We start from the raw sequence: 25,647 nt of genomic DNA, 5'->3' as shown, positions 1-25,647 counted from the left end.
CTAAATGTTGTAAGTGGAGGGGGACTAAGATGAATAAAAAAATAGCATTTATTACAGGTGCCGGAAGCGGAATTGGCAGGGAGATTGCAAAAAAATTGGCTTCTCGAAATTTTAACATCATCGTGGCGGATATAAATCATAAAAATGCTGAGGAAACGGTTTCTTTAATCGAAAAGTCGGGCTTTGAAGCAAGAGCGGTCCATTGTGATGTAACGAAATTAGAAAGTGTTAAAAAAGCCGTTGAAGAATCAGTGAACCATTATCGAAGAATAGATATATTGGTTAATAATGCTGGCTGGGATAAGGTGGAACCTTTTTTAAAAAGTGATCCTAGCACTTGGAAAAGGATTATCGATATTAATTTACTTGGGCAGATCCATGCTTGCAAGGAAATTTTACCTCTCATGATTGAAAATGGTTACGGAAAGGTAGTGAATATTGCATCCGATGCAGCTAGAGTAGGATCAAGTGGAGAGGCAGTTTATTCGGCTGCAAAGGGAGGGGTGATTGCCTTCACAAAAACGATAGCAAGAGAAATGGCACGTCACAAACTCAACATAAATTGTATTGCGCCAGGTCCTGCTGATACGCCCCTATTTCAAGAAATAGGCTCTTATAATGAAGGTATAGCAGGTGCCTTGGAAAAAGCGATTCCATTTCGTCGGTTAGCACAACCAGAGGACATTGCCAGTGCTGTTGCCTATTTCGTTTCGGAAGATGCAGGGTATATTACGGGGCAAACTCTTTCCGTAAATGGTGGATTAACAATGGTTTAATCAATCAAGTTAGGTGTTTATGCAAGACTGGATCTAAAAAATTAAGGTGAAAACTTTTTCTAATACGTTTGACAATTGGATTTATCGTGTTAATATAAAGGCAAATGGAAATTAAATATACAATTTGTACCACTAGGGGTGCTTTATTGGTAAAAGTTGATTTTACCGCAGAAGCTGAGATTAAAGATGACTTTAAGACCCTTAGAACCTGATCTGGTTTATACCAGCGTAGGGAAGTGGGGTCTGGAACAATACTTTTCTGTATTTTTTCAAGTACAACCACTTTCTTACGTTAAAGAAAGTGGTTTTTTGTTTGCAAAAAAAGGGGTGATAAAAGTTTTTTTTCTTTAAGATTCATTGAAAAATACAATTTGGAGGTAATGGACATGAAGTTTTCAGAGGAAATCCGTCGTGAAGTTGATCATATTTGGGAAGCTAGTTTTAATCACCCGTTTGTTGCAGGAATAGGAGATGGTACATTGCCATTGGAATGTTTCCGTTTTTATGTCATGCAAGATGCCTATTATTTATCTCATTTTGCTAGAGTTCAAGCTCTAGGGGCAGTCAAAGCTACAGATTTACATACAACAAGCAGGCTTGCCGGCCATGCACAAGGAACATATGAAGCGGAGTTGAAGCTTCATGAGAATTTTTCTGAGAGATTAGGCATCACAAAAGAGGAAAGGGAAAATTTCAAACCCGCCCCGACTGCGTACGCCTATACCTCCCATATGTATCGTGCAGCTTATTCGGGACATTTAGGGGATGTTATTGCAGCTATCTTGCCGTGTTACTGGCTGTATTATGAAATAGGCGAAAGGCTGCAAGGATGCACACCTGAAGAGCCGATTTATCAAGAATGGATAGCGGCGTACGGAGGAGAGTGGTTCCGCACTTTGGTGGAAGAACAAATTACGAGGCTTGATGAGATTGCTGAAAAAGTAACAGAGGAAGATAAGGAAAGGATGAAAGAGCATTTTATCCTAAGCAGCCAATATGAATACTCTTTTTGGGAAATGGCTTATCGTTTAGAGACATGGCCAGTGCATCAAGAAAAACTAGAAGTATAAAGGAGAATGAAATAATGAAAAAAGGATTGAAATTAACGGATATATTAGTCACGATCGTGATTGCGGTAGCATTCGGAATCGTTTACATCCTTTGGGGTTCGATTTATTATTCCGTTAAACCATTAGGATTACATTTGGACCAACTTATTTATGGAATGTGGTTTATAGCTGGCCCCGTCGCCTTTTTAATTTTACGGAAACCGGGTGTGGCACTTTTGGCGGAGATTGCTGCAGCTTCCGGGGAATTCTTTCTAGGTTCTCCTTGGGGGCTGACCGTACTGTTATATGGGGTGGTACAAGGTTTGTTCGCGGAACTGGTGTTCATGGCGTTCAAATATAAAAAATTCAATATGTCGGTGGCTGTTTTAGCTGCGGTAGCTTCCTGCCTTGCATCAGTACTAATGGATTTTGCATACGGGGAAATAGGTGCGCTTTCTACTTGGAATCTTTTGTTGTTCATGATAGCGAGGTTTGTGGGTTCCATATTCTTTGCAGGTGTGATTGCCTATTATCTAGTCAAAGTTCTGGAAGCAACAGGAGTAACCAATCTTGTTCGCCCGGTTACAAGTAAAGATTATGCAGAACTGGATCAAAAGTAGAGGTTGAGGGCCATGGAACCAATCGTTTCAGTTGAGAAGTTAAGAATGAAATTTCCCGGTGACGAATCTTTGTTATTCAAGGATCTATCCTTATCGTTTGATAAAGGGGAGAAAGTGTTATTGTTGGGACCATCTGGATGTGGTAAATCCACACTTTTGCAAGTGTTAAGCGGATTGATTCCGAATTCCATCGAAGTACCGATGAAAGCGGAGAAATTGAAATGCCCTTCTTCATGGGGATATGTTTTTCAAGACCCTGATAGTCAGTTTTGCATGCCATATGCCGATGAGGAAATTGCCTTCGTACTTGAGAATCTTTCCGTCCCTAGGGAAGAAATGAGAGAGAAGATCCAAAATCATATCCGTAATGTAGGATTGAACCTGGGCCATACAAGTATAGAAACATTATCAGGCGGAATGAAACAGCGTCTGGCAATCGCTTCAGTATTGGCCCTTGAACCAGAAGTGATATTTTTAGATGAACCGACCGCCATGCTTGATCCGGAAGGAACAAAAGAAATCTGGGACTTATTGAAGGAAGTCGGACGAGACAAAACGGTTATTATCGTCGAACATAAAATCGACCATGTTTTAGAATTCATCGAACGAATCGTGCTTTTTAATGATGAAGGCCAAATTATGGCTGATGGTCCGAGAGACACCATTCTTTCACGATATAAAAATGAAATGAAAGAACATGGAATTTGGTTCCCTGGTGTTTGGGATGAATATTTACAGAATTATGCACCCATTCGTGAACAATTTACAGATGGTTCACTCCTTATGCATGTGCAAGGATTTAGCGGTTTTCGGAATAAAGAGGAAAAAATCAAGGTTAAAGAGCTGAAGGTTCATTCAGGGGAATGGATTGTTATCAGGGGAGAAAATGGCGCGGGGAAGAGTACTCTTTTGCATGCACTTATGCAGTTCATAAAAACGAATGGTAAGTATGAATTATTGGGGACCCCCATTAATAGGGTGAAAAAACCAACGGATCATATGACGTTTGTGTTTCAAAATCCTGAGTTTCAGTTCGTTGCAAATACTGTATACGAAGAGATTGCCTATTCATTGCGAATGGACAAAAGGCCGCAACAAGAAATAGATGAGAGAGTCCGCTCATTGCTTAAAGTGTTCCGCCTTGAGGCGCATCGGGATAAACATCCGTTTCAATTATCAATGGGTCAAAAGCGTCGCTTAAGCGTAGCCGCCTCAATCGTAATAGACAAAAAAATCATTCTTCTTGATGAGCCAACCTTTGGCCAAGATTCGAAAAATACCTTTGCTTTACTGGAATGGTTTGAGGAATATCGAAGGCGTGGAATAACAGTGATCATGGTAACTCATGATGATCAAATTTCAAAAAACTTTGCAACCAGGGTCTGGACGGTTAAGGACGGAAACGTAATTAGTGATGAAAAGATTGCGCAATCAGGATTATTGGAGACCAAAGTTAAAAGGAGTGTCATGTAGATGAATGTTTCAAATGCAGAAACATGGCTCCATGGAATTAATCCAAGCCTTAAACTTGGTGTACTGATTGTGTTATGCATCGTGGCGTTATTCATACATGACCTGAATTATATGATGAATATCACCATTGGCGTATTACTTTTATTTTTGTTTTTTACCGGGCATTCGATAAAACGAATCTTACTTTTGTCGATTCCCTTTTGTTTCATTTTTATATCCACCTCTTCAGCAATGATATTATTCGGGCAAGGTGAGACGCTCTGGTTTGAGTGGGGCCTCATTTCGATTACGGAGGAAAGCTTCATGAGGGGATTATTGGTGGGCTTTCGAGCGTTGTTCTTTGCGGCCCTTGGTTTAACTTTTTCCTTGACGACGAGGCCGGTGAACTTGTTTTATTCGTTAATGCAGCAAGTTAAGCTTAAACCGAAATATGCCTATAGTTTCATGGCGGCATTAAGGCTGATTCCCATCATGATGGAGGAGTTCCAAACGATACGAAACGCGATGAAGGTACGCGGTTTCGAAAGGGGAAAAGGGATAAGAACGGTATATTTTAAAATGAAAGCCTATTCCATACCGTTGTTATCCGGAAGCATCAGACGTGCTCACCGAATCGCGGTTGCGATGGAGGCAAAGCGATTTACAGACACTCGGGATCGAACATACTATTATGAATTTGGGTTTTCAAAAAAGGACCATGGTTTCATTTTGTATTTTATCATCCTGCTGTTGGCCGGCTTTTATCTATCGATTCAATTCCCGTTAGTATCTATTTGATTTTATGAGATTGTAATTTACTAGTTAGGGGCTCTTAGTATGAATGCTCATGAATTGCATATTATTTCTACTGGGAAACAGCCAATTGAAAAGTTTGTTGAAATCGCTTCAAACATTCAGGGACATGTTGATTTCTTTTATCTAAGGGAAAAGCATCTGAATGCATCGGAACTCTATCGAGCAGTGACCCTATTACATGATAATAAGATTCCGCTTTCAAAGATCATCATTAATGACCGGGTGGATGTAGCTTGGGTACACAAAGTATTTGGTGTGCAATTGGCTTTTCATAGTTTAGATGCGGGAGTCGTAAAAGGAGCATTTCCAGGGATGAATGTTGGCTGTTCGATTCATTCCATGGATGAAGCGAAGGCTGCATTCAGCAAAGGGGCCAATTACGCGATTTATGGACATGTTTTTGAAACAGGTTCAAAAATCGGGCTTCCTCCTAAGGGAGTTGAGGAACTTCATGCAATCACAAGAAATGTCAATCTTCCGATAATTGCGATAGGCGGAATAACACCATTCAATTGCCAAGCCGTGCTGGATGCGGGGGCACGCGGAATTGCCGTCATGTCAGGTGTGCTTGAAGCTGAAAATCCGATTAGAGCCGTTAAAGAATATTCGAAGTCTTTGGGAAAGGAGACATAAGATGAATTCCATATATGATGCAATCATTGTTGGGGGAGGAGTAATTGGCGGATCCATCGCTTTTCAATTAGCCAAACGGGGTAAAAAGGTCCTCTTATTGGAAAAAGATAGACTCGCCAGTAAAGCATCCAGTGCTGCAGCCGGGATGTTAGGGGCACAATCCGAGTTGGATGCCGATAACCCGCTTTTTACATTGGCAAGCCGAAGCAGGGGGTTGTTTCCTGCACTGGCGGAAGAATTAAAAGACATAAGTGGAATAGACATCGAATTAGTGAACAAGGGCATGTTTAAGGTGGCGCTAACGAATGATCAAGTAGCCGAGTTGAAGAACATGATCAAAGTCCAGCAAGAAGCGGGACTTGAGGCTGAATGGCTATCGACTGCCGAAATAAGAAAAACGGAACCGCTTCTATCGGATGAGATTAAGGGGGCCATGTTCATTCCGGAGGATGGACAAGTTTCAGCCACTAGGCTGTCGCTCGCTTTTACTGAATCTGCAGCTACCCTTGGTGTAGATATAAAGGAATTTGTTCATGTCTCCGATTTAGTTACGGAAAACGGATGTGTAACGGGAGTGGTCACGAACATAGGTGGATTTTCAAGTGAAAATGTCATCGTGGCAGGTGGGGCTTGGAGTGCTTTCCTCCTTGAAAAATCAGGGGTGAGACTCGACAGTTATCCAGTAAAGGGTGAGTGCTTTTCCGTCCTGACCGATCGTCCATTGCTTGAAAAGACAATCTTCTCACATGGCTGTTACCTTGTGCCCAAAGTTGGCGGAAGAATCATTGTCGGGGCAACGGTTAAAGCGAATACTTTCGATCAAAGGGTAAGTCTTGACGGAATTTCTACGTTAATAGAAAAGGCAACGCAATTGCTTCCGGCGATTAAAGGAACCGAATTGGAAAAGACATGGGCAGGTATACGCCCCCAAACTGGGGATGGATTGCCGTACTTTGGTGAACATCCAGCATGCAAAGGACTTTTCGTTGCAACGGGGCACTACAGGAATGGCATCCTGCTTTCTCCAATTACAGGTGTACTTATAGCCGATCTTTTAGAGAAAAAGACAAGTGCCGAATGGGCCGCATTTCGATTGGATCGTTCGATACACGCCCTTTTTTCTTAATGGAGGTGGATGAATTGGAATTGATTATTAACGGGGAAAAAATACGTATTCCTGCTGATGAATCAACAGTTACGGGGCTTTTGCAACACTTTGATTTAAATCAAAAAGTGGTGATTGTTGAATTGAATGATGAAATATTAGCAAAAGAAAGACTAAGTGAAACACTTTTGTCAAATGGAGACAAGGTAGAGATTGTACATTTTGTAGGAGGCGGATGATATGTTAAAGATAGGTACTTATGAGTTTTCTTCAAGATTGTTATTAGGTACAGGAAAGTATCCGAACTTCGATGTTCAAAAGCAATCAGTTGAGGTTTCGGAGACGGAAATATTAACGTTTGCGGTCCGGAGAATGAATATTTTTGAAGCCAGTCAGCCCAATTTTTTAGAAAAGCTTGACCTGAAAAAATACACACTCCTTCCCAATACTGCAGGAGCTAAAACAGCAAAAGAAGCAGTGCGAATAGCCCATCTTGCAAAGGCATCTGGCTTATGTGACATGATTAAGGTAGAAGTCATTGGCTGTCAAAAAACATTGCTGCCTGATCCGATTGAAACCTTAAAAGCTGCTGAGGAATTAGTGAAACTGGGATTCACCGTATTACCCTATACTTCGGATGATGTGTTGCTCGCTAAGCGCCTGGAAGAAGTGGGGTGCCATGCAATTATGCCTGGCGCTTCACCAATTGGCTCTGGTCAAGGCATTATAAATCCACTGAACTTACAATTCATCATGGAACAATCTGAGGTTCCCGTAATTGTTGATGCAGGGATTGGAACGCCTTCCGATGCGGCGATCGCCATGGAATTAGGGGCGGATGGCGTATTGCTTAACACTGCTGTTTCCGGTGCAAAAGATCCCGTCAAAATGGCGAAGGCAATGAAACTTGCCATTGAGGCAGGTCGATTAGGCTATGAAGCAGGAAGAATCGCAAAAAATGATTACGCGATAGCAAGCAGCCCAGTTGAAGGATTGAGCATTGGATGAATGAACGTTATTCGCGTCAAGAACTTTTTGGCCCTATAGGGGAAGAAGGGCAATTGAATATTCGCAAAAAACACGTTTTGGTGATTGGTGCGGGTGCTCTCGGTACGGGAAGTGCAGAAGGCCTTGTACGAGCAGGAATTGGGAAACTCACCATTGTGGACAGGGATTATGTAGAGTGGAGCAATCTTCAAAGACAACAGCTGTACTGTGAAGATGATGCACAAAAAAGAATACCGAAAGCAGTGGCAGCGAAGAATCGTTTGAATGCGCTAAATTCTGACGTTATCGTAAAATCGCATGTGGCGGATGTTTCGGTCGATGAACTGGCGAACCTTGTTGAAGGCGTGGATTTAATATTGGATGCCACAGATAATTTCGATACAAGGATGCTTATAAACGATACTGCACAAAAATATAAAATTCCTTGGATTTACGGGGCCTGTGTAGGGAGTTATGGGATAAGTTACACGGTGATCCCCGAGGTGACCCCATGTTTGAATTGTTTGCTGGAAACGGTTCCAATCGGAGGACTGACATGTGATACGGCGGGAATCATCAGCCCCGCTGTTCAAATGGTCGTTGCCCATCAACTGGCGGAAGCATTGAAAATCCTTGTGGGAGATCTTGAATCAATAAGAAACAAAATCATATCATTCGATCTTTGGAAAAATGAACATTCATCCATAAATGTAGCACCATTAAAAAAAGATACTTGTTTGTCATGCGGGCCAAATCGGACGTACCCCCATCTCTCCTATTCAAATCGAACGAAAACAGCCGTTTTATGCGGAAGGGATTCTGTCCAGATTCGGCCTGCGATGATTCTTGAAAGAGACTTGGCGGAAATCGAAAAAAATCTTGTCGCACAAGGTGGTAAGATTGTTAGGAATCCTTATTTACTTTCATTTACGATCGGGACCCATCGGTTGGTCGTTTTTAAAGATGGGCGGGCGTTGATTCATGGAACAAAAGATATTGCAGAAGCAAAAACGTTATATCATCGTTATATTGGCTGAACTGTAATAATGGAATGACAAAGACTTAAAACGTTAAAATCCGTGGCCCTTATAATAGGAAGGTATCGAACATTTTTAATGTTACTCATTTGCTGTGCAAACATAAAACGAAAGCGGTGTCTGCCTTTACTGGGCGGCACCGCTTTATTTTGGAGCGTTTATTTAAGCAGCCTACATATCATGACTGCTATTATGCTTCTGACGGGTGTGCTGCCTGTTTTTCACCTTATGAGAACCGCTTAAAGGTGCAGGTTGACCTGAGTTATTTCCTTTAGGTGCATTTTTTCGAATATCTTTACCATCGTTTTTGTTCATGTGCGATCCCTCCTATCTCTTAAGATAATCAGTCCGTGAAATTTTATTCACATACATATATTTGCAATCCTCGTACATGCTATGGATGGACACTAATTAAGGAGCTGAACCAAATGCAGGATAAACAAGATAAGCGTAGGGCTTTCCAGGAAGCCCAGCAAAGTTATCAACAAGTATTTGATGTATACTCATCCATTGAGAAGAACGCACCGAATTACGGAACGGAATTGAAACATGTGAAGCAGGAAGTGAACGAGGCCTATCAGCAAATACAATCCGCTTTAGTCACCGCTTCCGAACATCAGAAAGAGCAACTGAAAAAATTCGAACAGGATATTCAGGCAATCGTCAATGAGGTCAATTCTGAGGACTATTGAGTGACAGGTTCCTCCATCGTGAGTTCATGCGCTGTACTCATGAATATTTCGCGTTTTACTTATGCGTTTCCTGATTTTAGAATGGAATAGGCTTTTTGAAAAATGCAGTACATCTGCCACTTCAAAAAGCCTATCCTATTTAAAGCCTAGAAATGAGGGAAATCATTGATTTTTCTTTCTTTTTTTATTATTTTGCCTTTGCATTTCCGTTAATGGCGGTTCATTTCCCAGTTCATCATTATATCCTGCTCCATTACCTTGCGCTTTTGCAGCATTCATACCGGGTATAACATGATTTGCCTTTTGTTTTGTCATTTCGACACCTCCACCCATAGAATGTGATAATGTTGAATGATTATGTATGAAGTGCTAATATGTTTTGTTGGAATAATTTATCAGGCTACAAATTGGGGTATTTTCAATAAAATGCAGGACAGCAAGCCTGCCTAAATGCACTTTAATATGTGGGGAAATTTTTTCTATAAGAGAAACTTATAAAAAACAATAACTTTCTTGTTATTTACTTATACTCATTTCTATATTAGTATTAAGTTGAAGGAAGAGTTAGGATGGGAGAAGAGAGAGAAAATTCGACAAACTAACTTTTTTATTTATATTTATAGTAAACATGGTTTCAGTGAACCAGGTTTTACTTTTATGTGCAGAATAAGTTCTGACAGTTTAATAGGGGGTAATATTCATGACGAAAAATGACGTATACCAAGCGCGTAAGTCCTTTGAAATTGATGGGCAACGCTACAACTACTACAGCTTAGACGCTATTGAAAAAGCAGGGGATGGCAAAGTATCACGCCTTCCATATTCCATTAAAGTACTACTTGAAGCGGTACTTCGCCAAGTGGACGGAAGAGTAATCACAAAAGAACACGTTGCGAACCTTGCTAAATGGGGAACAAGCGAGCAACAAGATATAGATGTTCCGTTCAAGCCATCACGTGTAATCCTACAAGATTTCACTGGTGTTCCAGTTGTTGTTGACTTAGCTTCTTTACGTAATGCTTTTGCAGCACTTGGTGGAGATCCTGACAAAATCAACCCTGAAATCCCGGTTGACCTTGTAATTGACCACTCTGTACAAGTTGATAGAGCAGGTACAATGGATTCCCTTGATGCCAATATGGATCTTGAATTCGAACGTAATGCAGAGCGTTACCAGTTCCTAAGCTGGGCTCAAAAATCATTCAACAACTATCGTGCAGTTCCACCGGCAACTGGTATCGTTCACCAAGTTAACCTTGAGTACCTTGCGAACGTGGTTCATGCTGTTGAAACTCCAAACGGCGACTTCGAAGTATTCCCTGATTCTGTTTTCGGTACAGATTCACATACTACAATGATCAACGGTATTGGTGTTCTTGGTTGGGGTGTCGGCGGTATCGAAGCAGAAGCAGGCATGCTTGGACAGCCTTCTTACTTCCCAGTTCCAAAAGTCGTTGGTGTTAAACTGACTGGCGAACTTCCTAAAGGAACAACGGCTACTGACCTTGCATTGAAAGTAACACAAGTTCTTCGTGCTCACGGCGTAGTTGGTAAATTCGTTGAGTTCTACGGCCCAGGAGTAGGATACCTTCCACTTGCTGACCGTGCAACAATCGCTAACATGGCTCCTGAATACGGTGCTACAGTTGGTTTCTTCCCTGTTGATGCAGAAGCGATCGATTACATGCGCTTAACAGGCCGTGATGAAAAACAAATTAAAGTGGTTGAATCATACTGCAAAGAAAATGGATTGTTCTACTCTCCTGAAAACGAAGATCCAGCATACAATGACGTTGTGGAAATCGACCTTTCAGCAATTGAACCAAACCTTTCAGGCCCTAAACGCCCGCAAGATTTGATTCCACTTTCTCAAATGAAAAAATCTTTCCATGACGCTATCAATGCACCAATGGGCAACCAAGGTTTCGGCATGGACAATTCTGAATTGGATAAAGAAGTAACTGTTAAATTTGCCGATGGTAAAGAAACAGTGATGAAAACAGGTGCGATTGCAATTGCTGCTATCACAAGCTGTACGAACACTTCTAACCCATATGTAATGCTTGGAGCGGGTCTTATTGCTAAAAAGGCAGTTGAAAAAGGCTTAACAGTTCCGGATTATGTAAAAACATCATTGGCACCAGGTTCTAAAGTTGTTACTGGTTACCTTCGTGATGCCGGTCTTCAACCATACCTTGATCAATTAGGATTCAACGTAGTTGGATACGGATGTACTACATGTATCGGTAACTCAGGTCCATTGGCTGACGAAATCGAAGCAGCAGTTGCTGAAGCAGATCTTCTGGTAACATCTGTACTTTCAGGTAACCGTAACTTTGAAGGGCGTATTCACCCACTTGTGAAAGCAAACTACCTTGCTTCACCTACTTTGGTTGTAGCTTATGCACTTGCTGGAACAGTGGACTTTGATTTAAACAACGATTCACTTGGTAAAGACAAAGATGGTAACGATGTATATCTTGCTGATATCTGGCCATCACAAGAAGAAGTTAACGCTGCTGTTAAAGCAACTGTAACTCCGGAATTATTCCGTAAAGAATACGAAACGGTATTCAACGATAACAAACGTTGGAACGAAATCCAAACGAGCAACGAAGCAATCTATGCTTTCGATTCTAAATCAACTTACATTCAAAATCCTCCATTCTTTGAAGGATTATCACCAGAACCAGGTTCAGTTAACCCGCTTTCTGGCTTGCGTGTAGTTGGTAAATTCGGTGACTCAGTTACAACTGACCACATTTCTCCTGCAGGTGCAATCGGTAAAGATACACCAGCTGGTATCTACCTTCGTGAAAACGGTGTGAAACCGCGTGACTTTAACTCTTACGGTTCTCGTCGTGGTAACCATGAAGCGATGATGCGCGGAACGTTCGCAAATATCCGTATCCGTAACCAAGTTGCTCCAGGAACAGAAGGTGGTTTCACAACTTACTGGCCAACAGGCGATGTAATGGCTATCTATGATGCTTGTATGAAATACAAAGCTGATGGAACAGGTCTTGCAGTCATCGCTGGTAAAGACTATGGTATGGGAAGCTCTCGTGACTGGGCTGCGAAAGGTACTAACCTTCTTGGCATCAAAACAGTCATCGCTGAAAGCTTTGAACGTATTCACCGTTCTAACCTTGCATTAATGGGTGTTCTTCCTCTTCAATTCAAAGAAGGCGAAAACGCTGAAACGCTTGGATTGACTGGTAAAGAAGCGATCGCAGTTAACATCGACGAAACAGTTAAACCGCGTGATATCGTAAAAGTTACAGCTACTGATGAAGCTGGAAACGTAAAAGAATTTGATGTACTTGTTCGTTTCGATTCCGAAATCGAAATCGACTACTACCGTCACGGTGGTATCCTTCAAATGGTATTACGTAATAAATTAAAAGGCTAATTTAAGCTTTAGAAAGCGGTAAACCTACTTGTCAGGTTTACCGCTTTTTTTTGTGTCAAGATTATGAAACAAAGCGATATCATGATATGATTTGATGGAATTACACTTTTCCGGAAGTCCTTTTATTGTTAAGATAGGGAATAGGGAAGTTGTTCTATTTCTGGAAATGGACTAATATTTTTATTGTAATGGGACTAGGAGGACGAGTATGCTTAAAAAAATTATTGCTTCGGTGGCCTTACTGTCACTTATTACGGTAGCGATCGTGCAGGCGATGGATAATGAACAAAAGGGAAATGACGAAAAAGATGCTTTGGGCGGATTGAAAATTGGCGCTAAAGCACCGGATTTCTCCCTGAAAACTTTGGATGGGAAACAAGTTGAATTATCTGATTATAAGGGTAAAAAGGTAATGCTGAATTTTTGGGCAACATGGTGTCCGCCTTGCAAGAAGGAAATGCCGGATATGGAGAAATATGCACAGCAAGCTGGTGATGATGTCGTCGTTCTAGCCGTCAATATTGACCCTGAAAACGATGTACAAGCATTTGTAGATGATAATGGAATTACTTTTACAATACCGCTGGACAGTCAAAGTGCCAAGAATCCAGTGAATGAGCGTTACAAGATTCTTAGCATACCAACCACTTACTTCATCGACAAAGAAGGCATTATCAGGAATAAGGTGATTTCCGCCATGCAACTTAAAGATATGGAGCGAAATATAAATAGTATGCAGTAGGGGAACCTTTATGAAGTTCTGTCAGTATTGAACAAGCTACCCTCACTTGGCAGACAGTCGGCGGTAGGGGATCAGATAATATCTGAAAAAGAACAGGAACGTTTTTGGACGGAACCTAATTAAGGTTCCGTTTTATTGTATGTTAACAAAGTTGTCAAATTTTAATGAAAAAAATCAAAAAATTTAAAAAATTATGGTTAATGTTATGAAAAAAGGGTTAAAGTATAGAGAGTGGAGAAATGGAATTTTGCCGGGATAAAAATCTGATAATTATGACAATTTTATGGTAAAGCCATATAGTCATAATTTTACGTTAATTTGGCAATGCTGAATAGTATATTAAAATAAGTAGGTGAAAAGCATGAAAAAAAGAAAAAGGACATTTGAAGAATTAATAAAAGAAAATAAAAGGGAATTATTGATGGACGTTAAACAAATGGAAAGACTTGAGGAACGTCTTGAAAAAAAACATATGCAAAAGGCTGAATAGTTTTTGCAAAAGATATATTAAAAAGAGCCAGTACCCCTCAAAGTGCTGGCTCTTTTTTCATGGCTTTTTCAAAAACTGGCATTCATGAATTTCCTCTTTTTAATCCATGATAAGAGAAGGAGGCGATAGAATGGGTAATCCAAAAAAAGATTCCAAACACTTTAGACCAAGCCATCTAGGAACACAACCAATAGCAGCGGGTGGGAATAACGGTAAGAAAATGCAGGACAAATCAGGAAAACATCCTCAGGTCATTCAAACTAAAGGCGAGTAATCCTTAATAAAAATGTCGTAATACAATTATGAAAAAAAACATGAGGTGAAATTAATGGGCTCTTATAAACACAATCAGGATAACCGTTTGGATAATGTTGAAAAAATTCAGGATGCGATTCAAAATACAGAAGAAAACATATCCGCTGCAAATGAAACGTTATCATTCTCTTCAGGTGTGGAGAAACAGGCAATTGAGGCCAAAAATGAGCGAAGAAGAAAGAGCATTGAAGGAATGAAAGAAGAAATGCAAGATGAGCAAGAAGCACGGGAAAGCGGTTATAGAAACGATAATATTTAATCAACTAAGTAAAGGGGAGAAAGAGGAGCACAATCTTTCTCCTCTTTACTTTTAATTTTTCATGGCAGGGAAGATCAATCAAGTCAGCTTAAATGAAATTTGCGCATTTGTTATGGTAGAATGTTTATTGCAATAGAAATGAAAGTGGGGAAACATAATGTTCATAGCTGAAAACGAAATTGAAGTGCGGTATGCAGAGACAGATCAAATGGGTGTTGTTTACCATGCGAATTATTTTATATGGATGGAATTAGGCAGGACAAAATTGATAAATGACTTAGGATTTTATTATGCTGATATGGAAGCGGATGGCATCCTCTCTCCTGTTATGGATATTCAGGCTTCGTATAAAACCCCTGTTAGATATGGTGATAAGGTAAAAGTTAAAACCTGGATCGAAAAGTATGACGGCTTACGGGTCATTTATGGGTATGAAATCGTTAATGGGAAAAATGAAGTGGCGGCTACAGGTCATTCTTCTCACGTTTGCGTTAAAAAGGAGAGCTTCCGCCCGATATCCATTAAACGCATGTATCCTGAATGGCATGAGGCCTATGAGAAAAATAAAAAGCAGGATGAATTGGTTTAATTATATTTATTGAGGTGATCAAGTAATGGCTTTTGGGATTAAACGGGGAGACGTAGTAGCCTGGAAGCAGAAAATCGATCAAGGCCACATAGCTTTTTTAACTCATTATTGGCTAGATGACCGATTTCCTGGTTGCAAGACAGTTACAAAAGTGGGATGCAAGGATTTACTGCGTTTATCGGAGTGGGGTAAGAAATACGGACTTAAAAAAGAGTGGATTCACCACAGGAAAGATGGCTATTCCCATTTCGATCTATTAGGGGACAAGCAAGCGGAAATTTTAAGGGCGGAACATATAAAAGAGCGCCTGCTCGATTGAACAAGAAAAAACAGCAGTTAACACCGCTGCTTTATTGTCAGGCACTTTTTTCATAGTGGAATTCTGGTTCAGTCAGTTTTTCATTAAAAGTAATAAGTAAATCGTGATCATCAAAGTACCATAAATCCTTTTCTTCTACATAAAAATTAATCTCATTCATAGTTGTTACTGCTGCTGCAGTTTCAGGTTCTTCTTGCATGATACCTAATGAAAAGCCGCTTTGGACGGTACTATGCCCGCCATATCTTACATAAAAGCGCAAATGAGAGCCTTCTTGAAGCCCCAGCTCATCAATATACCACTTGGCTGCTTCATCGGAAATGGTCAGTTTCATACTAATTCTCCTTCCTAGAGGTTCGTTATTTAAGTATAAAGTAATTATGAGGTAGATGCGAATAATGTGCGTTTAAGAAAGGAAACAACCATGGATATCATTTATAATATTTGTTTCATAACTCGAAAAAAATCTAACGAAGTTGAAGTGTTGATGCTGTTTCGCCAAAAGAATCCGAATAGGCATAAATGGAATGGTATAGGCGGGAAAATTGAACAAGGTGAAACCATCGATGAATCGATGGAACGCGAAATTCTTGAAGAAACTGGATTGAAGGTAAGGGGGATGGCCTTTCGAGGGATCGTGACATGGAATCAAACGGGCGGAATGTATGTTTACAGGGCTGAAGATGCAGGTGGCGGACTATCTGCCTGTGATGAAGGGGAACTTGCCTGGAAGCCATATAAATGGGTTTTGGAGTCAAATGAAGTTGTATCCAACATAAAGCACTATCTTAAAGATATTTTACAGGATGAACCAACACAAGAGTTTGCCTGTACCTATGAAGATGAACTCTTGATATCAGTCAAAAAGATGCCATTGCCTGATTTGGCAAAAGAATTGATCTTCACCAATTGAAAACCGCAAGTGCGGTTTTTTTGCTTATTTTGATTCCTGGAATATTCGGGGAATTGGTATATTTAGTGGGGTAAGAAAGGTTCTGAAAATTATTAAGCTGCAGGTGAAAAACCATCTAATTAATTTCCATTGGGGATAAAGGACCCGTTAAAAGGGAGTACGAAGATGGTGCCGCTTTCATTTTTGGTTTGAAAAGGATATGTAAGGGTATGGAATGATCGAACAACTCAAACAGTTAAGGATGGTTATTTACTTTTAAAAAAAAGGCATGCTATACCCACCTTTAAGAAGGCTGGAAGGGTATGCTCAGTTTCAAGATCAATGGCAGAATGGAACGTTTTTCAAAATATACTCCGTAAGGTCGATTGCATACATATGAATGCCCACAAAAATAGCTGCAGATTCCTGCAGCTATTTTGTATTTTCTTTTGCTTCTGCCTCGGCAAGCTTTCTTAGCAAGACAGGTGTAGGCATATGCATGATTTGCTCTAAAGGCAAGTTAAGTGATTTGGATAACTTTAATGCGGTTTCAGGTGATATTTGCAATGGCTTCATGGCACTTTCTCCTAACGATATTTAATAACTAGTTACAGTGTAGCCTGTGTTCTACTATTATTCAATCTTTACTTGACCATTTCTCCATTAAATGAAATCGATACTATTCCTTTTCTGGGAAGTGAATGTGGAAATGATCTAGGCCCTTTTACCTTGACGAAGAAATTAAAATGAGGCCAAAATAAATATATTTTAGTCTAAATGAATTATTTATTTTAAAGGCATTTTTTTTGATTAAATGGATAGAAAGAAACCTGTCAAGTAAATGCGATTCTAGCATGCACTTTATGTATGTGAGTTACAAACCCAGAGGGGGCGGGAGATGGCGATTTTCAAGAAAGAGAAGCCGAAAAAGCAATTTGGCTACAAAAAGCAAAAAAAGATGGCTCATCGTAATGGATTCGGCTTTTGGCGAATAAAGTCAGGAATCTTGCTGAACAGATTAAAAAAATCAATAGCTGAGATAGGTGCAAATCGTTCAAACATCAATCAGGGATTTGTGACATTCATCCAGGAAATCGGGAATGCTGCTGAAAAGGTTTCAAGGCTGCCTAAATGATTTGTATAATGGAAAATAGGCCCATGCATACGGGCCTATCTTCACTTGGATATGCGCATGTTCTTACAACCACTTTACCTTCGGTTCCGTTTTATCGATAATCCGCTTGATGTTTGCGCGATGCCGGTAAAAAATGAAGATCGTTATTATACTGATTACAATCATGAGCGCCAAATCATCACTATGAAAAACTAAACTATAGATGAGGGCAAGTAGACAAGCGATCATGGATGAAAGCGAGACATATTTGGAAATGTATAAGGATATAAAGAAAATGATGACGGCAAAGACAAAAAACCATGGTTCATAAGCTAGAATGACACCAGCAGAAGTTGCCACCGCTTTTCCGCCCCGAAAGTTTGCAAAAATTGGAAACATATGACCGATTACCGCAATAACCCCGGCCAGCAATAAATGCATATCCACGCCTAGCATATACGGCAGAAAAGTTGCTAGGGTACCCTTAAGTATATCCATGATGGTAACGGTTAGCCCTGCCTTGACACCAAGTGTCCTGAAGGTATTTGTTCCGCCCAGATTTTTACTGCCATGCTCCCGGATGTCGATTTTGTAAAATGTTTTACCAATTATTAAACCGGAAGGAATCGAGCCGATCAGGTAGGCAGCCAGTATAGTGATAAATGTAAGCATTCTATTACCCTTTCTTTTAAGAAAATCTTCTTTTTTTATCACGTTTAAGGGTCGATTGTCCCCCATATTTAAAAATAAACGTGAAGAAATAGCTAAAAACAGCCTTAAAATACCTGTTAAGCTTCTCTTATTGTAACATTTTCGTGACAAAATGGTACGGCTGTCCAAAAAAAATCCACTAAAAAAATGAATTTTCCTTGATGAACTTACAACATTTGATATACGTTAAGTTCATGAAGGGTGAAAGGTTTAGCCTTCCTAATTTTCGTCAATATAAAATGAAGGATGCCTCCTTGTATAAATTGTTACATTACGTGGCAGTCTGTATGAACATAAGAAAGTTAAGTGGGTCATGCCTTTTCGAAACTTTTTCTTTCTTGTATAATGGTTTTTCTTAATAATGGTAATAAACAGCTTTTGTCTGTAAAATACCTTTGTTAGGAATACTCTATAGTCAACTATTACATTTTATTATAAAGGGGATTGAAAAGAATGATAGAAAATCCAAGCAGAGAAGAAATGGGTAAGATGTTGAAAAAATCAAAGCGCATCGCTGTCGTTGGTTTATCCGATAACCCTGAGCGTACATCTTATATGGTATCGAAGGCCATGCAGGAAAGCGGATATGAAATCATCCCGGTAAACCCTGCTATATCTGAAGTGCTAGGTGTCAAGGCAGTTAAAGCCCTGAAAGATATTGAAGGTCACGTCGATATCGTAAATGTTTTCCGCCGTTCAGAGTTCCTTCCGGAGATAGCCAAGGAATTTGCAGAAATTGATGCAGATATCTTTTGGGCGCAGCTTGGGGTGGAAAATGAAGAAGCCTATAATTTCTTGAAAGAAAAAGGATATACTGTCATCATGAATCGATGCATAAAAGTCGAACACGCCCTTACCAAGTAAAATGAAGAGCGGAACTTCCGTTCTTTTTTTAGGCATCGCTGTATCTCAACCGGAGAAAACCAAAAGGAAGCCATGGCGGGTGTGGAGCAGTCGGGAAAATTTAGGCCATTCATGCTTATTTTGATTAAAAAAATAAAAGTATATTTGCCAAATGAAAATTTACCGCTACAATTAGAATGGTAGCTATGATACGTTTTGTTCCACACAAATGTGCAAATGCTAATAAAAAGGACAGAAAAACAGAACGCTTGTTCTTTTCTCCGGAAAGTATTATACTTTTTATATAATATTAACGTATTAATGGATTTGTTAAGCTAGTGAGTCATTTCATTGCAGTATGATTTGGCCCGGAAATTGTGTTTAGTAAGGAAAGGGGAATTTCTGTGGCAAAGAAAGTAAAGACAATCGAGTACAATGATGATGCAATTCAGGTACTGGAAGGACTCGAAGCGGTCAGAAAACGTCCCGGTATGTATATCGGCAGTACTGATGCACGCGGACTTCATCATTTAGTGTATGAGATTGTAGATAACTCCGTAGATGAGGCTTTAGCTGGATATGGAGACCAAATTAGTGTGAAAATACATAAAGATAACAGTGTAAGTGTGTCTGATAAAGGACGTGGAATGCCTATTGGCATGCATAAATTAGGTAAACCGACGCCTGAAGTCATTTTGACGATTCTTCATGCTGGAGGTAAATTTGGACAAGGCGGATATAAAACGAGTGGAGGCCTTCATGGAGTAGGTGCTTCGGTCGTTAACGCGTTGTCTGAATGGCTTGTCGTGACGATCAAAAGGGACGGGTTCATTTACGAACAACGTTTTTTCAACGGCGGAAAGCCAGAAACCACACTGGAGAAAATCGGTAAAACCAATCAAGCTGGGACCAAAATCCACTTCAAGCCCGATCCAAAAATATTTTCGGTGACGACTTTTAATTATGATATCTTATGTGAGCGTCTTCGCGAATCGGCTTTTCTTTTAAAAGGCATGAAGATAGAATTGACGGATGAGCGTAACGACCATAATGAAATTTTTCATTATGAAAATGGAATAGAAGCATTTGTTGATTATTTAAATGAAGAAAAAGAGACCCTTCATAGTGTAATCAGCTTGGAAGGGGAACAAAATGGGATAGAGGTCGAACTCGCCTTTCAATTCAACGATGGTTATTCAGAAAATATTTTAAGTTTTGTAAATAACGTTCGTACAAAAGACGGAGGCACCCATGAGATTGGGGCAAAAACGGCCATGACAAGGGCATTCAATGATTATGCCAGAAAAATGGGTCTATTAAAGGAAAAAGATAAAAACCTCGAAGGTACCGATATACGTGAAGGCTTGTCTTCAATCATTTCAGTACGTATCCCTGAAGAACTTCTTCAATTCGAAGGACAAACCAAGAGCAAGCTTGGAACAAGTGAAGCCCGTTCTGCAGTCGATTCCATCGTATCAGAGCACTTAGCCTACTTTTTTGAGGAAGATCCGAACACGAGTACCCTATTGGTTAAAAAAGCGATTAAAGCGTTCCAAGCAAGGGAAGCGGCACGAAAAGCTCGTGAGGACGCAAGAAGCGGGAAGAAACGGAAAAAATCCGATGCCATCCTTTCTGGGAAATTAACACCAGCTCAATCGAAAAATCCCGAAAGGAATGAATTGTATCTTGTGGAAGGGGACTCTGCTGGCGGATCCGCTAAACAAGGGAGGGATCGCCGTTTCCAAGCAGTACTGCCATTACGGGGAAAAGTTATCAATACGGAAAAGGCAAAACTAGCGGATATTTTTAAAAACGAGGAAATCAATACGATCATCCATGCCATCGGCGGTGGTGTCGGGGCTGAATTCAACACGCCTGACACTAACTATGATAAAGTGATCATCATGACTGATGCCGATACGGATGGCGCCCATATCCAAGTGCTGCTGCTGACTTTCTTTTATCGCTATATGAAGCCATTAATAGAGTCAGGGAAGGTTTACATTGCCTTGCCCCCTCTATATAAAGTGAGCAAAGGAACCGGGAAGAAAGAAGTCATTGAATATGCTTGGAGTGACGAAGAACTTCAGGGAGCGATAGACAAGGTGGGGAAAGGCTATTTGATTCAGCGCTATAAAGGGCTGGGTGAGATGAATGCCGACCAATTATGGGATACTACCATGAACCCGGAAACAAGGACATTGATACGTGTGAAAATCGATGATGGTGCCCGTGCAGAAAGACGTGTGACAACGTTGATGGGTGATAAGGTTGAACCGCGTCGTAAGTGGATTGAAGCAAATGTCGCTTTTGGTCTCGAAGAAGAATCGAATATTTTAGATAATGAAAATATGTCGATTGAAGAGGAGGTCATTAAAGATGGTATTTGAAGAAACGTTTCGAGATTTGCCGCTTGAAGAGGTAATTGGTGACCGCTTCGGGCGTTATAGTAAATATATTATCCAAGATCGGGCACTTCCGGATGCCAGGGACGGTTTAAAACCGGTGCAGCGCAGGATATTGTATGCGATGCATGTCGAAGGAAATACTCAGGAAAAAGGATTCAGGAAATCCGCAAAAACGGTCGGTAATGTAATTGGTAACTATCACCCTCACGGAGATTCATCCGTTTATGAGGCAATGGTTCGAATGAGCCAAGACTGGAAGCTGCGGAAGGTCATGGTCCAAATGCACGGAAACAATGGAAGTATCGATGGTGATCCTCCTGCTGCGATGCGGTATACGGAAGCAAGGCTTTCATCGATTGCCTCCGAGATGCTGAGGGATATAGAAAAAAGGACGGTCGATTTCGTACCGAACTTTGATGATACTTCAGAAGAGCCCATTGTATTGCCTGCAATGTTCCCTAACCTCCTAGTAAACGGCTCTACAGGAATTTCAGCCGGATATGCCACTGAAATCCCGCCACATCAACTAGGTGAAGTCATTGATGCCGCCATTATGCGGATCGATAAGCCGGGAGCGACAGTCGCTGAACTAATGACGGTCATTAAAGGACCGGATTTTCCTACTGGCGGTATCATTCAAGGAATTGAAGGCATTCGTAAGGCCTATGAAACAGGTAAAGGGAAAATAATCATTCGCGGTTTGGCTGAAGTGGAAACGATTCGGGGCGGCAAGCAGCAAATCGTCATCACTGAAATCCCATATGAAGTCAATAAAGCAAACCTTGTCAAGAAGATGGATGAGTTCCGTCTAGACCGGAAAGTGGAAGGCATCGCCGAAGTAAGGGATGAAACCGACCGTACAGGACTGCGTATTGTCATTGAACTGAAAAAAGAAGCAGATGCCAATGGCGTCCTGCATTATTTATACAAAAATTCCGATCTTCAAATCGCATACAATTTCAATATGGTTGCGATTTATAAAAAACGGCCAACATTGATGAGCCTGCCCAAAATGCTCGATGCATATATCGAACACCGTAAAGAGGTAATCGTGAACCGTTCACGTTATGAGTTGCAAAAGGCACATGACAGGGCACATATCGTCGATGGTTTAGTGAAGGCTTTATCCATATTAGATGAAGTCATCGCCGTCATCCGGGCATCTAAGGACAAACGAAATGCTAAAGATAACCTTATTGCTAAATTCGCTTTTACAGAAGCGCAAGCTGAAGCCATTGTCTCTTTGCAGTTATATAGGCTGACAAATACGGATATTACAGCACTTGAAGCAGAGGCAGCGGAATTGAAGAACAAAATTGAGGAATTGACCAAGATTCTTGGCAGTGAAAAAGTTCTTCTTCAAGTAATTAAAAAAGAACTTAGATTCATTAAAAAGGGCTTTGATGACGGACGGCGTTCCAAAATCGAAAAAGAAATTGAAGAAATCAAAATCAATCTTGAAGTCTTGATTGCGAGTGAAGACGTGATGGTCACCGTGACGAAAGAAGGCTATGTCAAACGGACATCGTTACGATCCTATGCAGCCTCAGGAGGTCTTGATTTTGGCATGAAGGATTCCGATCGCCTGCTCCAGAGGCTGGAGATGAATACAACAGATGTCCTATTGCTGTTCACTTCCAAAGGGAACTACCTCTACTGTCCAGTTCATCAGCTTCCTGATATTCGCTGGAAGGAAACCGGTCAGCATATCGCGAACATCATCCCAATCGATAGGGAAGAGCAAATCATAAAAGCGATTCCTATCAAAGATTTTACCCAGCCGGAATTCTTAGTGTTCATCACGAAAAATGGTATGGTGAAAAAGACAGAATTAGCTTCCTATAAAGCCCAGCGTCATTCAAAACCGCTGGTTGGTGTCAATTTAAAAGGTGACGATGAACTGGTCGATGTCCACCATACAGATGGACAGGCTGACCTTTTCCTCGTCACTCATAACGGATACGGTTTATGGTTTGATGAAGAAGAAGTAAGTGTTGTCGGTGTCCGGGCAGCAGGAGTCAAAGGGATTAATTTGAAAGAAGATGACTATGTCATTGGCGGAAAGGTTTTGGCCAAGGATAGTAAAGAATCGATCTTTATCGTTACACAGCGCGGGGCCATAAAGAAAATGAAATTAACCGAGTTTGAAAAGACGAGCCGGGCAAAACGGGGTGTCGTGGTCTTGAGGGAATTGAAATCGAATCCTCATAGGGTCATTGGTTTCGATATTATTAACAAAACCGACAGCCTATTCATCCTTTCTGAGAAGGGAACCATTGAAACGATTCATGCCGCTTCATTAAAAAATCATGATCGATATACGAATGGATCATTTGTTTTTGATGAAACGGTTAGTGGAAAAGCGAAAGAATTATGGAAAATATCATTGGAAGATGACTCCGCCATAGAGCAGTGAATCATTTTTTTGAACGGGATGCTGATCTTATCAGCATCCCATTTTTTTTCTGTAAATGACAAGTTATATCTTTTCGGAAAATAATCCCCACCTGCCCCGCACTACAAGTTGAGTCCTTTTACGAGAGTAATCACTCAATTCAAAAATGACTTATCGAGTCAAATTTAAATCCTAATATTATGAACCTAATATGATTAAGAGGACTGCAAATAATTCAATTTTGAATTTTCCCATGAAGTAAATCTATGTAACATAAGGATTTATTTTTGGCACACTCCTTGCATATTGTTTAGTATGACTTCTTTATTTTTTTGAATGAAGAAAGGGGAGGACCGATGGATAGACCTTGGAAAAAACATATCCCGCAAGGAAATCCAATTGAGATTGATATTCCTGAAATGTCTTTGACTGAACTATTTTATCAATCAGTCGAACAATATTCGAATAAAACAGCGGTTACGTTCATGGAGCAAAGGTATACATATTCGGAGTTGGGGAGGTTAGTGAAAAGATGTGCACGCGTGCTTGCTGATGAAGGTATTGGAAAGGGAGATCGTATGGCTCTTATGCTTCCCAATTGTCCACAATATCCAATTGGTTTTTTTGGAACCCTTTTGAATGGAGCCATTGTTGTCCAAATCAATCCAATGTATAAGGCGAACGAATTAAAACATGTCCTAAAAGACTCAGGTGCAAGTCACATCATTGTGCTCGACGATTTAATGCCAATAGTCGAAGCCGTTTTAGCTGAAACCGATGTTGAAAAGGTGTTGAGCGTGTCGCTGGAAATCGGCAAATGTGAAATGACAAAAAAGCTACTATCTGTAAATGAGGCGGATTTCACTGTGGAGATTGAACCTGCCGAAGATGTCGCCGTTCTCCAATATACAGGAGGAACGACAGGGCGTTCTAAAGGGGCGATGCTAACCCATCGTAATATTGTTGCCAATACGCTGCAAAGTGCAGCCACTTCAAGAATCAATACTCAAAAGGGGAAGGAAAAGGTACTTGGCGTTTCCCCATTATTTCATGTTTACGGCATGACTTCAGGGATGAACCTGACGTTTTATAATGGCGGGGAATTAATTCTAGTCTCCCGGTTTCAGGTGGCGGAGATCGTCGATATTATCAATAATCTTAAACCGACTATTTTTCCAGGGGTACCCACGATGTATATTGCTTTATTACAATATTACCAGTCCCATCCATTTGATTTGGATACATTGAAGTCTTGCGTTTCGGGTTCGTCACCATTGCCATTGAATGTACTGTCAAGATTCAACGAATTGAGTGGAACAAAGATTGCAGAGGGTTATGGCCTGTCAGAAGCGTCACCAGTCACGCACCGGAATCCAGTTAGTGGCCTGCAAAAACCCGGAAGTATTGGGATTCCTATACAAAATACCGATGCTGCCATCATTGACAGTATTACAGGAGAGCCAGCCCTTTTGGTTGATACACCAGGTGAATTGGTCATAAAGGGTCCACAGGTAATGAAAGGCTATTGGGGCGTGCCTGAAGAGACGCGGCAGACGATTCAAAACGGATGGCTGCATACCGGTGATATGGCCAAGATGGATGAAGATGGCTTCTTTTACATTGTGGGTCGGAAGAAAGAGATGATCATAGCTGGTGGTTTCAATATTTATCCAATTGAAATTGAAGATATACTATACAGCCATCCTAAGGTTCTGGAAGCTGCCGTCTTTGGCGTTCCCGATCAATATCGCGGTGAAACGGTACATGCTGCGGTAGTTCTAAAACCAAATGAAAGAATAACTGAAAATGAATTGCAGGATTATTGCCGAAAGCAGCTCGCTGCCTTTAAAGTCCCAAAAGCAATCACATTTGAAAGTGAACTTCCGAAGACGGCGGTCGGTAAAATCTTAAAACGCAAACTTCAAGAAAAACATATCGCTTATCAGGATAAAATATGAAAGCGTTAACACTAATTTACAGATAAAGGGGAA

At 40.6% G+C, this 25,647-nt stretch carries 29 protein-coding genes and 1 riboswitch; of the genes, 24 read left to right on the top strand and 5 right to left on the bottom strand.

Translation table 11 applies throughout. The features are described from left to right. The first annotated feature begins 29 nt into the window (after positions 1-29). The 10 genes from ACQKNS_RS01450 to ACQKNS_RS01405 all read left to right on the top strand — a co-directional run bounded on the left by ACQKNS_RS01450 (position 30) and on the right by ACQKNS_RS01405 (position 8,475). Entirely contained in the window at positions 30-776 is a 747-nt protein-coding gene (locus ACQKNS_RS01450; protein WP_427640844.1) for an SDR family NAD(P)-dependent oxidoreductase, read from the top strand. Between the two features lie 124 nt (positions 777-900). Further along, positions 901-1,028, top strand: a riboswitch (TPP riboswitch). A gap of 134 nt (positions 1,029-1,162) precedes the next feature. Next, entirely contained in the window at positions 1,163-1,846 is a 684-nt protein-coding gene (tenA, locus tag ACQKNS_RS01445) for a thiaminase II (protein WP_427640843.1), read from the top strand. A gap of 14 nt (positions 1,847-1,860) precedes the next feature. Then, a complete protein-coding gene (locus ACQKNS_RS01440) occupies positions 1,861-2,445 on the top strand; it encodes an ECF transporter S component (protein WP_377450261.1) in 585 nt (194 codons plus the stop codon). A 12-nt stretch (positions 2,446-2,457) separates the two neighbouring features. After that, on the top strand, positions 2,458-3,918 hold the full coding sequence (locus ACQKNS_RS01435) for an ABC transporter ATP-binding protein (protein WP_427640842.1): 1,461 nt from the start codon (positions 2,458-2,460) through the stop codon (positions 3,916-3,918). Next, positions 3,919-4,695 carry an energy-coupling factor transporter transmembrane component T family protein gene (locus tag ACQKNS_RS01430; RefSeq protein WP_427640841.1) on the top strand — a complete coding sequence of 259 codons (777 nt, stop codon included), beginning with the start codon at positions 3,919-3,921 and terminating at the stop codon, positions 4,693-4,695. It abuts the gene before it with no gap. 39 nt (positions 4,696-4,734) lie between these two features. After that, positions 4,735-5,346, top strand: coding sequence for a thiamine phosphate synthase (locus tag ACQKNS_RS01425; protein WP_427640840.1), 612 nt, complete (start codon positions 4,735-4,737; stop codon positions 5,344-5,346). Between the two features lies 1 nt (position 5,347). Continuing rightward, the gene (thiO, locus tag ACQKNS_RS01420) at positions 5,348-6,472 is read left to right on the top strand and encodes a glycine oxidase ThiO (RefSeq protein WP_427640839.1); all 1,125 of its coding nucleotides are present in this window, start codon (positions 5,348-5,350) and stop codon (positions 6,470-6,472) included. Between the two features lie 14 nt (positions 6,473-6,486). Continuing rightward, positions 6,487-6,690, top strand: coding sequence for a sulfur carrier protein ThiS (gene thiS / locus ACQKNS_RS01415; RefSeq protein ID WP_427640838.1), 204 nt, complete (start codon positions 6,487-6,489; stop codon positions 6,688-6,690). Position 6,691: 1 nt separating this feature from the next. Then, a complete protein-coding gene (locus ACQKNS_RS01410) occupies positions 6,692-7,459 on the top strand; it encodes a thiazole synthase (RefSeq protein ID WP_427640837.1) in 768 nt (255 codons plus the stop codon). Then, a complete protein-coding gene (locus ACQKNS_RS01405) occupies positions 7,456-8,475 on the top strand; it encodes a thiazole biosynthesis adenylyltransferase ThiF (RefSeq protein WP_427640836.1) in 1,020 nt (339 codons plus the stop codon). Before ACQKNS_RS01410 ends, ACQKNS_RS01405 begins: the two co-directional genes overlap by 4 nt. Before the next feature lie 171 nt (positions 8,476-8,646). Here the strand turns inward: ACQKNS_RS01405 and ACQKNS_RS01400 are convergent, their stop codons facing one another. Then, positions 8,647-8,790, bottom strand: coding sequence for a small acid-soluble spore protein P (locus ACQKNS_RS01400; RefSeq protein WP_377393613.1), 144 nt, complete (start codon positions 8,788-8,790; stop codon positions 8,647-8,649). Positions 8,791-8,903: 113 nt separating this feature from the next. Between ACQKNS_RS01400 and ACQKNS_RS01395 the strand changes: the two genes are divergently transcribed. Next, positions 8,904-9,167 carry a hypothetical protein gene (locus ACQKNS_RS01395; RefSeq protein ID WP_096338565.1) on the top strand — a complete coding sequence of 88 codons (264 nt, stop codon included), beginning with the start codon at positions 8,904-8,906 and terminating at the stop codon, positions 9,165-9,167. A 162-nt stretch (positions 9,168-9,329) separates the two neighbouring features. On the opposite strand, the gene sspO is transcribed toward ACQKNS_RS01395, so the two are convergent. Continuing rightward, entirely contained in the window at positions 9,330-9,482 is a 153-nt protein-coding gene (gene sspO / locus ACQKNS_RS01390; RefSeq protein WP_268591845.1) for a small acid-soluble spore protein O, read from the bottom strand. A gap of 385 nt (positions 9,483-9,867) precedes the next feature. Here sspO and acnA point away from each other — a divergent pair, with 385 nt between their 5' ends. The 7 genes from acnA to ACQKNS_RS01355 all read left to right on the top strand — a co-directional run bounded on the left by acnA (position 9,868) and on the right by ACQKNS_RS01355 (position 15,293). After that, positions 9,868-12,579: an aconitate hydratase AcnA gene (gene acnA, locus ACQKNS_RS01385; protein ID WP_427640835.1), complete on the top strand. Its 2,712-nt coding sequence runs from the start codon at positions 9,868-9,870 to the stop codon at positions 12,577-12,579. 208 nt (positions 12,580-12,787) lie between these two features. Next, the gene (locus ACQKNS_RS01380) at positions 12,788-13,321 is read left to right on the top strand and encodes a TlpA disulfide reductase family protein (protein WP_427640834.1); all 534 of its coding nucleotides are present in this window, start codon (positions 12,788-12,790) and stop codon (positions 13,319-13,321) included. 361 nt (positions 13,322-13,682) lie between these two features. After that, entirely contained in the window at positions 13,683-13,811 is a 129-nt protein-coding gene (locus tag ACQKNS_RS01375; RefSeq protein ID WP_072272906.1) for an FbpB family small basic protein, read from the top strand. A gap of 130 nt (positions 13,812-13,941) precedes the next feature. Then, positions 13,942-14,085, top strand: a complete 144-nt coding sequence (locus ACQKNS_RS01370; RefSeq protein ID WP_057275900.1) for an acid-soluble spore protein N — start codon at positions 13,942-13,944, stop codon at positions 14,083-14,085. A gap of 54 nt (positions 14,086-14,139) precedes the next feature. Further along, the gene (tlp, locus tag ACQKNS_RS01365; RefSeq protein WP_283902423.1) at positions 14,140-14,385 is read left to right on the top strand and encodes a small acid-soluble spore protein Tlp; all 246 of its coding nucleotides are present in this window, start codon (positions 14,140-14,142) and stop codon (positions 14,383-14,385) included. A gap of 157 nt (positions 14,386-14,542) precedes the next feature. After that, entirely contained in the window at positions 14,543-14,974 is a 432-nt protein-coding gene (locus tag ACQKNS_RS01360) for an acyl-CoA thioesterase (RefSeq protein WP_137018482.1), read from the top strand. 25 nt (positions 14,975-14,999) lie between these two features. After that, positions 15,000-15,293, top strand: a complete 294-nt coding sequence (locus ACQKNS_RS01355) for a hypothetical protein (protein ID WP_427640833.1) — start codon at positions 15,000-15,002, stop codon at positions 15,291-15,293. A gap of 37 nt (positions 15,294-15,330) precedes the next feature. On the opposite strand, the gene ACQKNS_RS01350 is transcribed toward ACQKNS_RS01355, so the two are convergent. After that, on the bottom strand, positions 15,331-15,627 hold the full coding sequence (locus ACQKNS_RS01350) for a HesB/YadR/YfhF family protein (protein ID WP_427640832.1): 297 nt from the start codon (positions 15,625-15,627) through the stop codon (positions 15,331-15,333). A 90-nt stretch (positions 15,628-15,717) separates the two neighbouring features. Here ACQKNS_RS01350 and ACQKNS_RS01345 point away from each other — a divergent pair, with 90 nt between their 5' ends. Then, positions 15,718-16,206: an NUDIX hydrolase gene (locus tag ACQKNS_RS01345; protein ID WP_427640831.1), complete on the top strand. Its 489-nt coding sequence runs from the start codon at positions 15,718-15,720 to the stop codon at positions 16,204-16,206. A 411-nt stretch (positions 16,207-16,617) separates the two neighbouring features. Here ACQKNS_RS01345 and ACQKNS_RS01340 read toward each other — a convergent pair whose 3' ends face one another. Next, positions 16,618-16,761 (bottom strand): YycC family protein, encoded by a 144-nt coding sequence (locus ACQKNS_RS01340; RefSeq protein ID WP_098371894.1) that lies wholly within the window; start codon positions 16,759-16,761, stop codon positions 16,618-16,620. A 322-nt stretch (positions 16,762-17,083) separates the two neighbouring features. On the opposite strand from ACQKNS_RS01340, the gene ACQKNS_RS01335 reads away from it, so the two are divergent. Beyond that, positions 17,084-17,320, top strand: a complete 237-nt coding sequence (locus ACQKNS_RS01335) for a hypothetical protein (protein WP_427640830.1) — start codon at positions 17,084-17,086, stop codon at positions 17,318-17,320. A gap of 63 nt (positions 17,321-17,383) precedes the next feature. Here ACQKNS_RS01335 and plsY read toward each other — a convergent pair whose 3' ends face one another. After that, entirely contained in the window at positions 17,384-17,971 is a 588-nt protein-coding gene (plsY, locus tag ACQKNS_RS01330) for a glycerol-3-phosphate 1-O-acyltransferase PlsY (protein WP_427640829.1), read from the bottom strand. A gap of 492 nt (positions 17,972-18,463) precedes the next feature. Here plsY and ACQKNS_RS01325 point away from each other — a divergent pair, with 492 nt between their 5' ends. From ACQKNS_RS01325 to ACQKNS_RS01310, 4 genes are all read left to right on the top strand, one after another. Beyond that, positions 18,464-18,874 carry a CoA-binding protein gene (locus tag ACQKNS_RS01325; protein ID WP_427640828.1) on the top strand — a complete coding sequence of 137 codons (411 nt, stop codon included), beginning with the start codon at positions 18,464-18,466 and terminating at the stop codon, positions 18,872-18,874. Between the two features lie 383 nt (positions 18,875-19,257). Further along, complete coding sequence (gene parE, locus ACQKNS_RS01320) at positions 19,258-21,243, top strand: DNA topoisomerase IV subunit B (RefSeq protein ID WP_427640827.1); 1,986 nt, start codon at positions 19,258-19,260, stop codon at positions 21,241-21,243. Further along, on the top strand, positions 21,233-23,677 hold the full coding sequence (gene parC, locus ACQKNS_RS01315; protein WP_427640826.1) for a DNA topoisomerase IV subunit A: 2,445 nt from the start codon (positions 21,233-21,235) through the stop codon (positions 23,675-23,677). Before parE ends, parC begins: the two co-directional genes overlap by 11 nt. A 335-nt stretch (positions 23,678-24,012) precedes the next feature. Continuing rightward, complete coding sequence (locus tag ACQKNS_RS01310; protein WP_427640825.1) at positions 24,013-25,614, top strand: long-chain-fatty-acid--CoA ligase; 1,602 nt, start codon at positions 24,013-24,015, stop codon at positions 25,612-25,614. The last annotated feature ends 33 nt before the right edge of the window (positions 25,615-25,647 follow it).

Source organism: Peribacillus sp. NPDC094092, assembly GCF_050279365.1.
In the GTDB taxonomy this organism is placed as follows: domain Bacteria; phylum Bacillota; class Bacilli; order Bacillales; family DSM-1321; genus Peribacillus.
This window is presented reverse-complemented; position numbering and strand designations above follow the sequence as displayed.

Coding starts and splice junctions, on each gene's coding strand:
- ACQKNS_RS01450 (WP_427640844.1), top strand. CDS start 30: ATGAATAAAAAAATAGCATTTATTACAGGTGCCGGAAGCGGAATTGGC.
- tenA (WP_427640843.1), top strand. CDS start 1,163: ATGAAGTTTTCAGAGGAAATCCGTCGTGAAGTTGATCATATTTGGGAA.
- ACQKNS_RS01440 (WP_377450261.1), top strand. CDS start 1,861: ATGAAAAAAGGATTGAAATTAACGGATATATTAGTCACGATCGTGATT.
- ACQKNS_RS01435 (WP_427640842.1), top strand. CDS start 2,458: ATGGAACCAATCGTTTCAGTTGAGAAGTTAAGAATGAAATTTCCCGGT.
- ACQKNS_RS01430 (WP_427640841.1), top strand. CDS start 3,919: ATGAATGTTTCAAATGCAGAAACATGGCTCCATGGAATTAATCCAAGC.
- ACQKNS_RS01425 (WP_427640840.1), top strand. CDS start 4,735: ATGAATGCTCATGAATTGCATATTATTTCTACTGGGAAACAGCCAATT.
- thiO (WP_427640839.1), top strand. CDS start 5,348: ATGAATTCCATATATGATGCAATCATTGTTGGGGGAGGAGTAATTGGC.
- ACQKNS_RS01410 (WP_427640837.1), top strand. CDS start 6,692: ATGTTAAAGATAGGTACTTATGAGTTTTCTTCAAGATTGTTATTAGGT.
- ACQKNS_RS01405 (WP_427640836.1), top strand. CDS start 7,456: ATGAATGAACGTTATTCGCGTCAAGAACTTTTTGGCCCTATAGGGGAA.
- ACQKNS_RS01400 (WP_377393613.1), bottom strand. CDS start 8,790: ATGAACAAAAACGATGGTAAAGATATTCGAAAAAATGCACCTAAAGGA.
- ACQKNS_RS01395 (WP_096338565.1), top strand. CDS start 8,904: ATGCAGGATAAACAAGATAAGCGTAGGGCTTTCCAGGAAGCCCAGCAA.
- sspO (WP_268591845.1), bottom strand. CDS start 9,482: ATGACAAAACAAAAGGCAAATCATGTTATACCCGGTATGAATGCTGCA.
- acnA (WP_427640835.1), top strand. CDS start 9,868: ATGACGAAAAATGACGTATACCAAGCGCGTAAGTCCTTTGAAATTGAT.
- ACQKNS_RS01380 (WP_427640834.1), top strand. CDS start 12,788: ATGCTTAAAAAAATTATTGCTTCGGTGGCCTTACTGTCACTTATTACG.
- ACQKNS_RS01375 (WP_072272906.1), top strand. CDS start 13,683: ATGAAAAAAAGAAAAAGGACATTTGAAGAATTAATAAAAGAAAATAAA.
- ACQKNS_RS01370 (WP_057275900.1), top strand. CDS start 13,942: ATGGGTAATCCAAAAAAAGATTCCAAACACTTTAGACCAAGCCATCTA.
- tlp (WP_283902423.1), top strand. CDS start 14,140: ATGGGCTCTTATAAACACAATCAGGATAACCGTTTGGATAATGTTGAA.
- ACQKNS_RS01360 (WP_137018482.1), top strand. CDS start 14,543: ATGTTCATAGCTGAAAACGAAATTGAAGTGCGGTATGCAGAGACAGAT.
- ACQKNS_RS01355 (WP_427640833.1), top strand. CDS start 15,000: ATGGCTTTTGGGATTAAACGGGGAGACGTAGTAGCCTGGAAGCAGAAA.
- ACQKNS_RS01350 (WP_427640832.1), bottom strand. CDS start 15,627: ATGAAACTGACCATTTCCGATGAAGCAGCCAAGTGGTATATTGATGAG.
- ACQKNS_RS01345 (WP_427640831.1), top strand. CDS start 15,718: ATGGATATCATTTATAATATTTGTTTCATAACTCGAAAAAAATCTAAC.
- ACQKNS_RS01340 (WP_098371894.1), bottom strand. CDS start 16,761: ATGAAGCCATTGCAAATATCACCTGAAACCGCATTAAAGTTATCCAAA.
- ACQKNS_RS01335 (WP_427640830.1), top strand. CDS start 17,084: ATGGCGATTTTCAAGAAAGAGAAGCCGAAAAAGCAATTTGGCTACAAA.
- plsY (WP_427640829.1), bottom strand. CDS start 17,971: ATGCTTACATTTATCACTATACTGGCTGCCTACCTGATCGGCTCGATT.
- ACQKNS_RS01325 (WP_427640828.1), top strand. CDS start 18,464: ATGATAGAAAATCCAAGCAGAGAAGAAATGGGTAAGATGTTGAAAAAA.
- parC (WP_427640826.1), top strand. CDS start 21,233: ATGGTATTTGAAGAAACGTTTCGAGATTTGCCGCTTGAAGAGGTAATT.
- ACQKNS_RS01310 (WP_427640825.1), top strand. CDS start 24,013: ATGGATAGACCTTGGAAAAAACATATCCCGCAAGGAAATCCAATTGAG.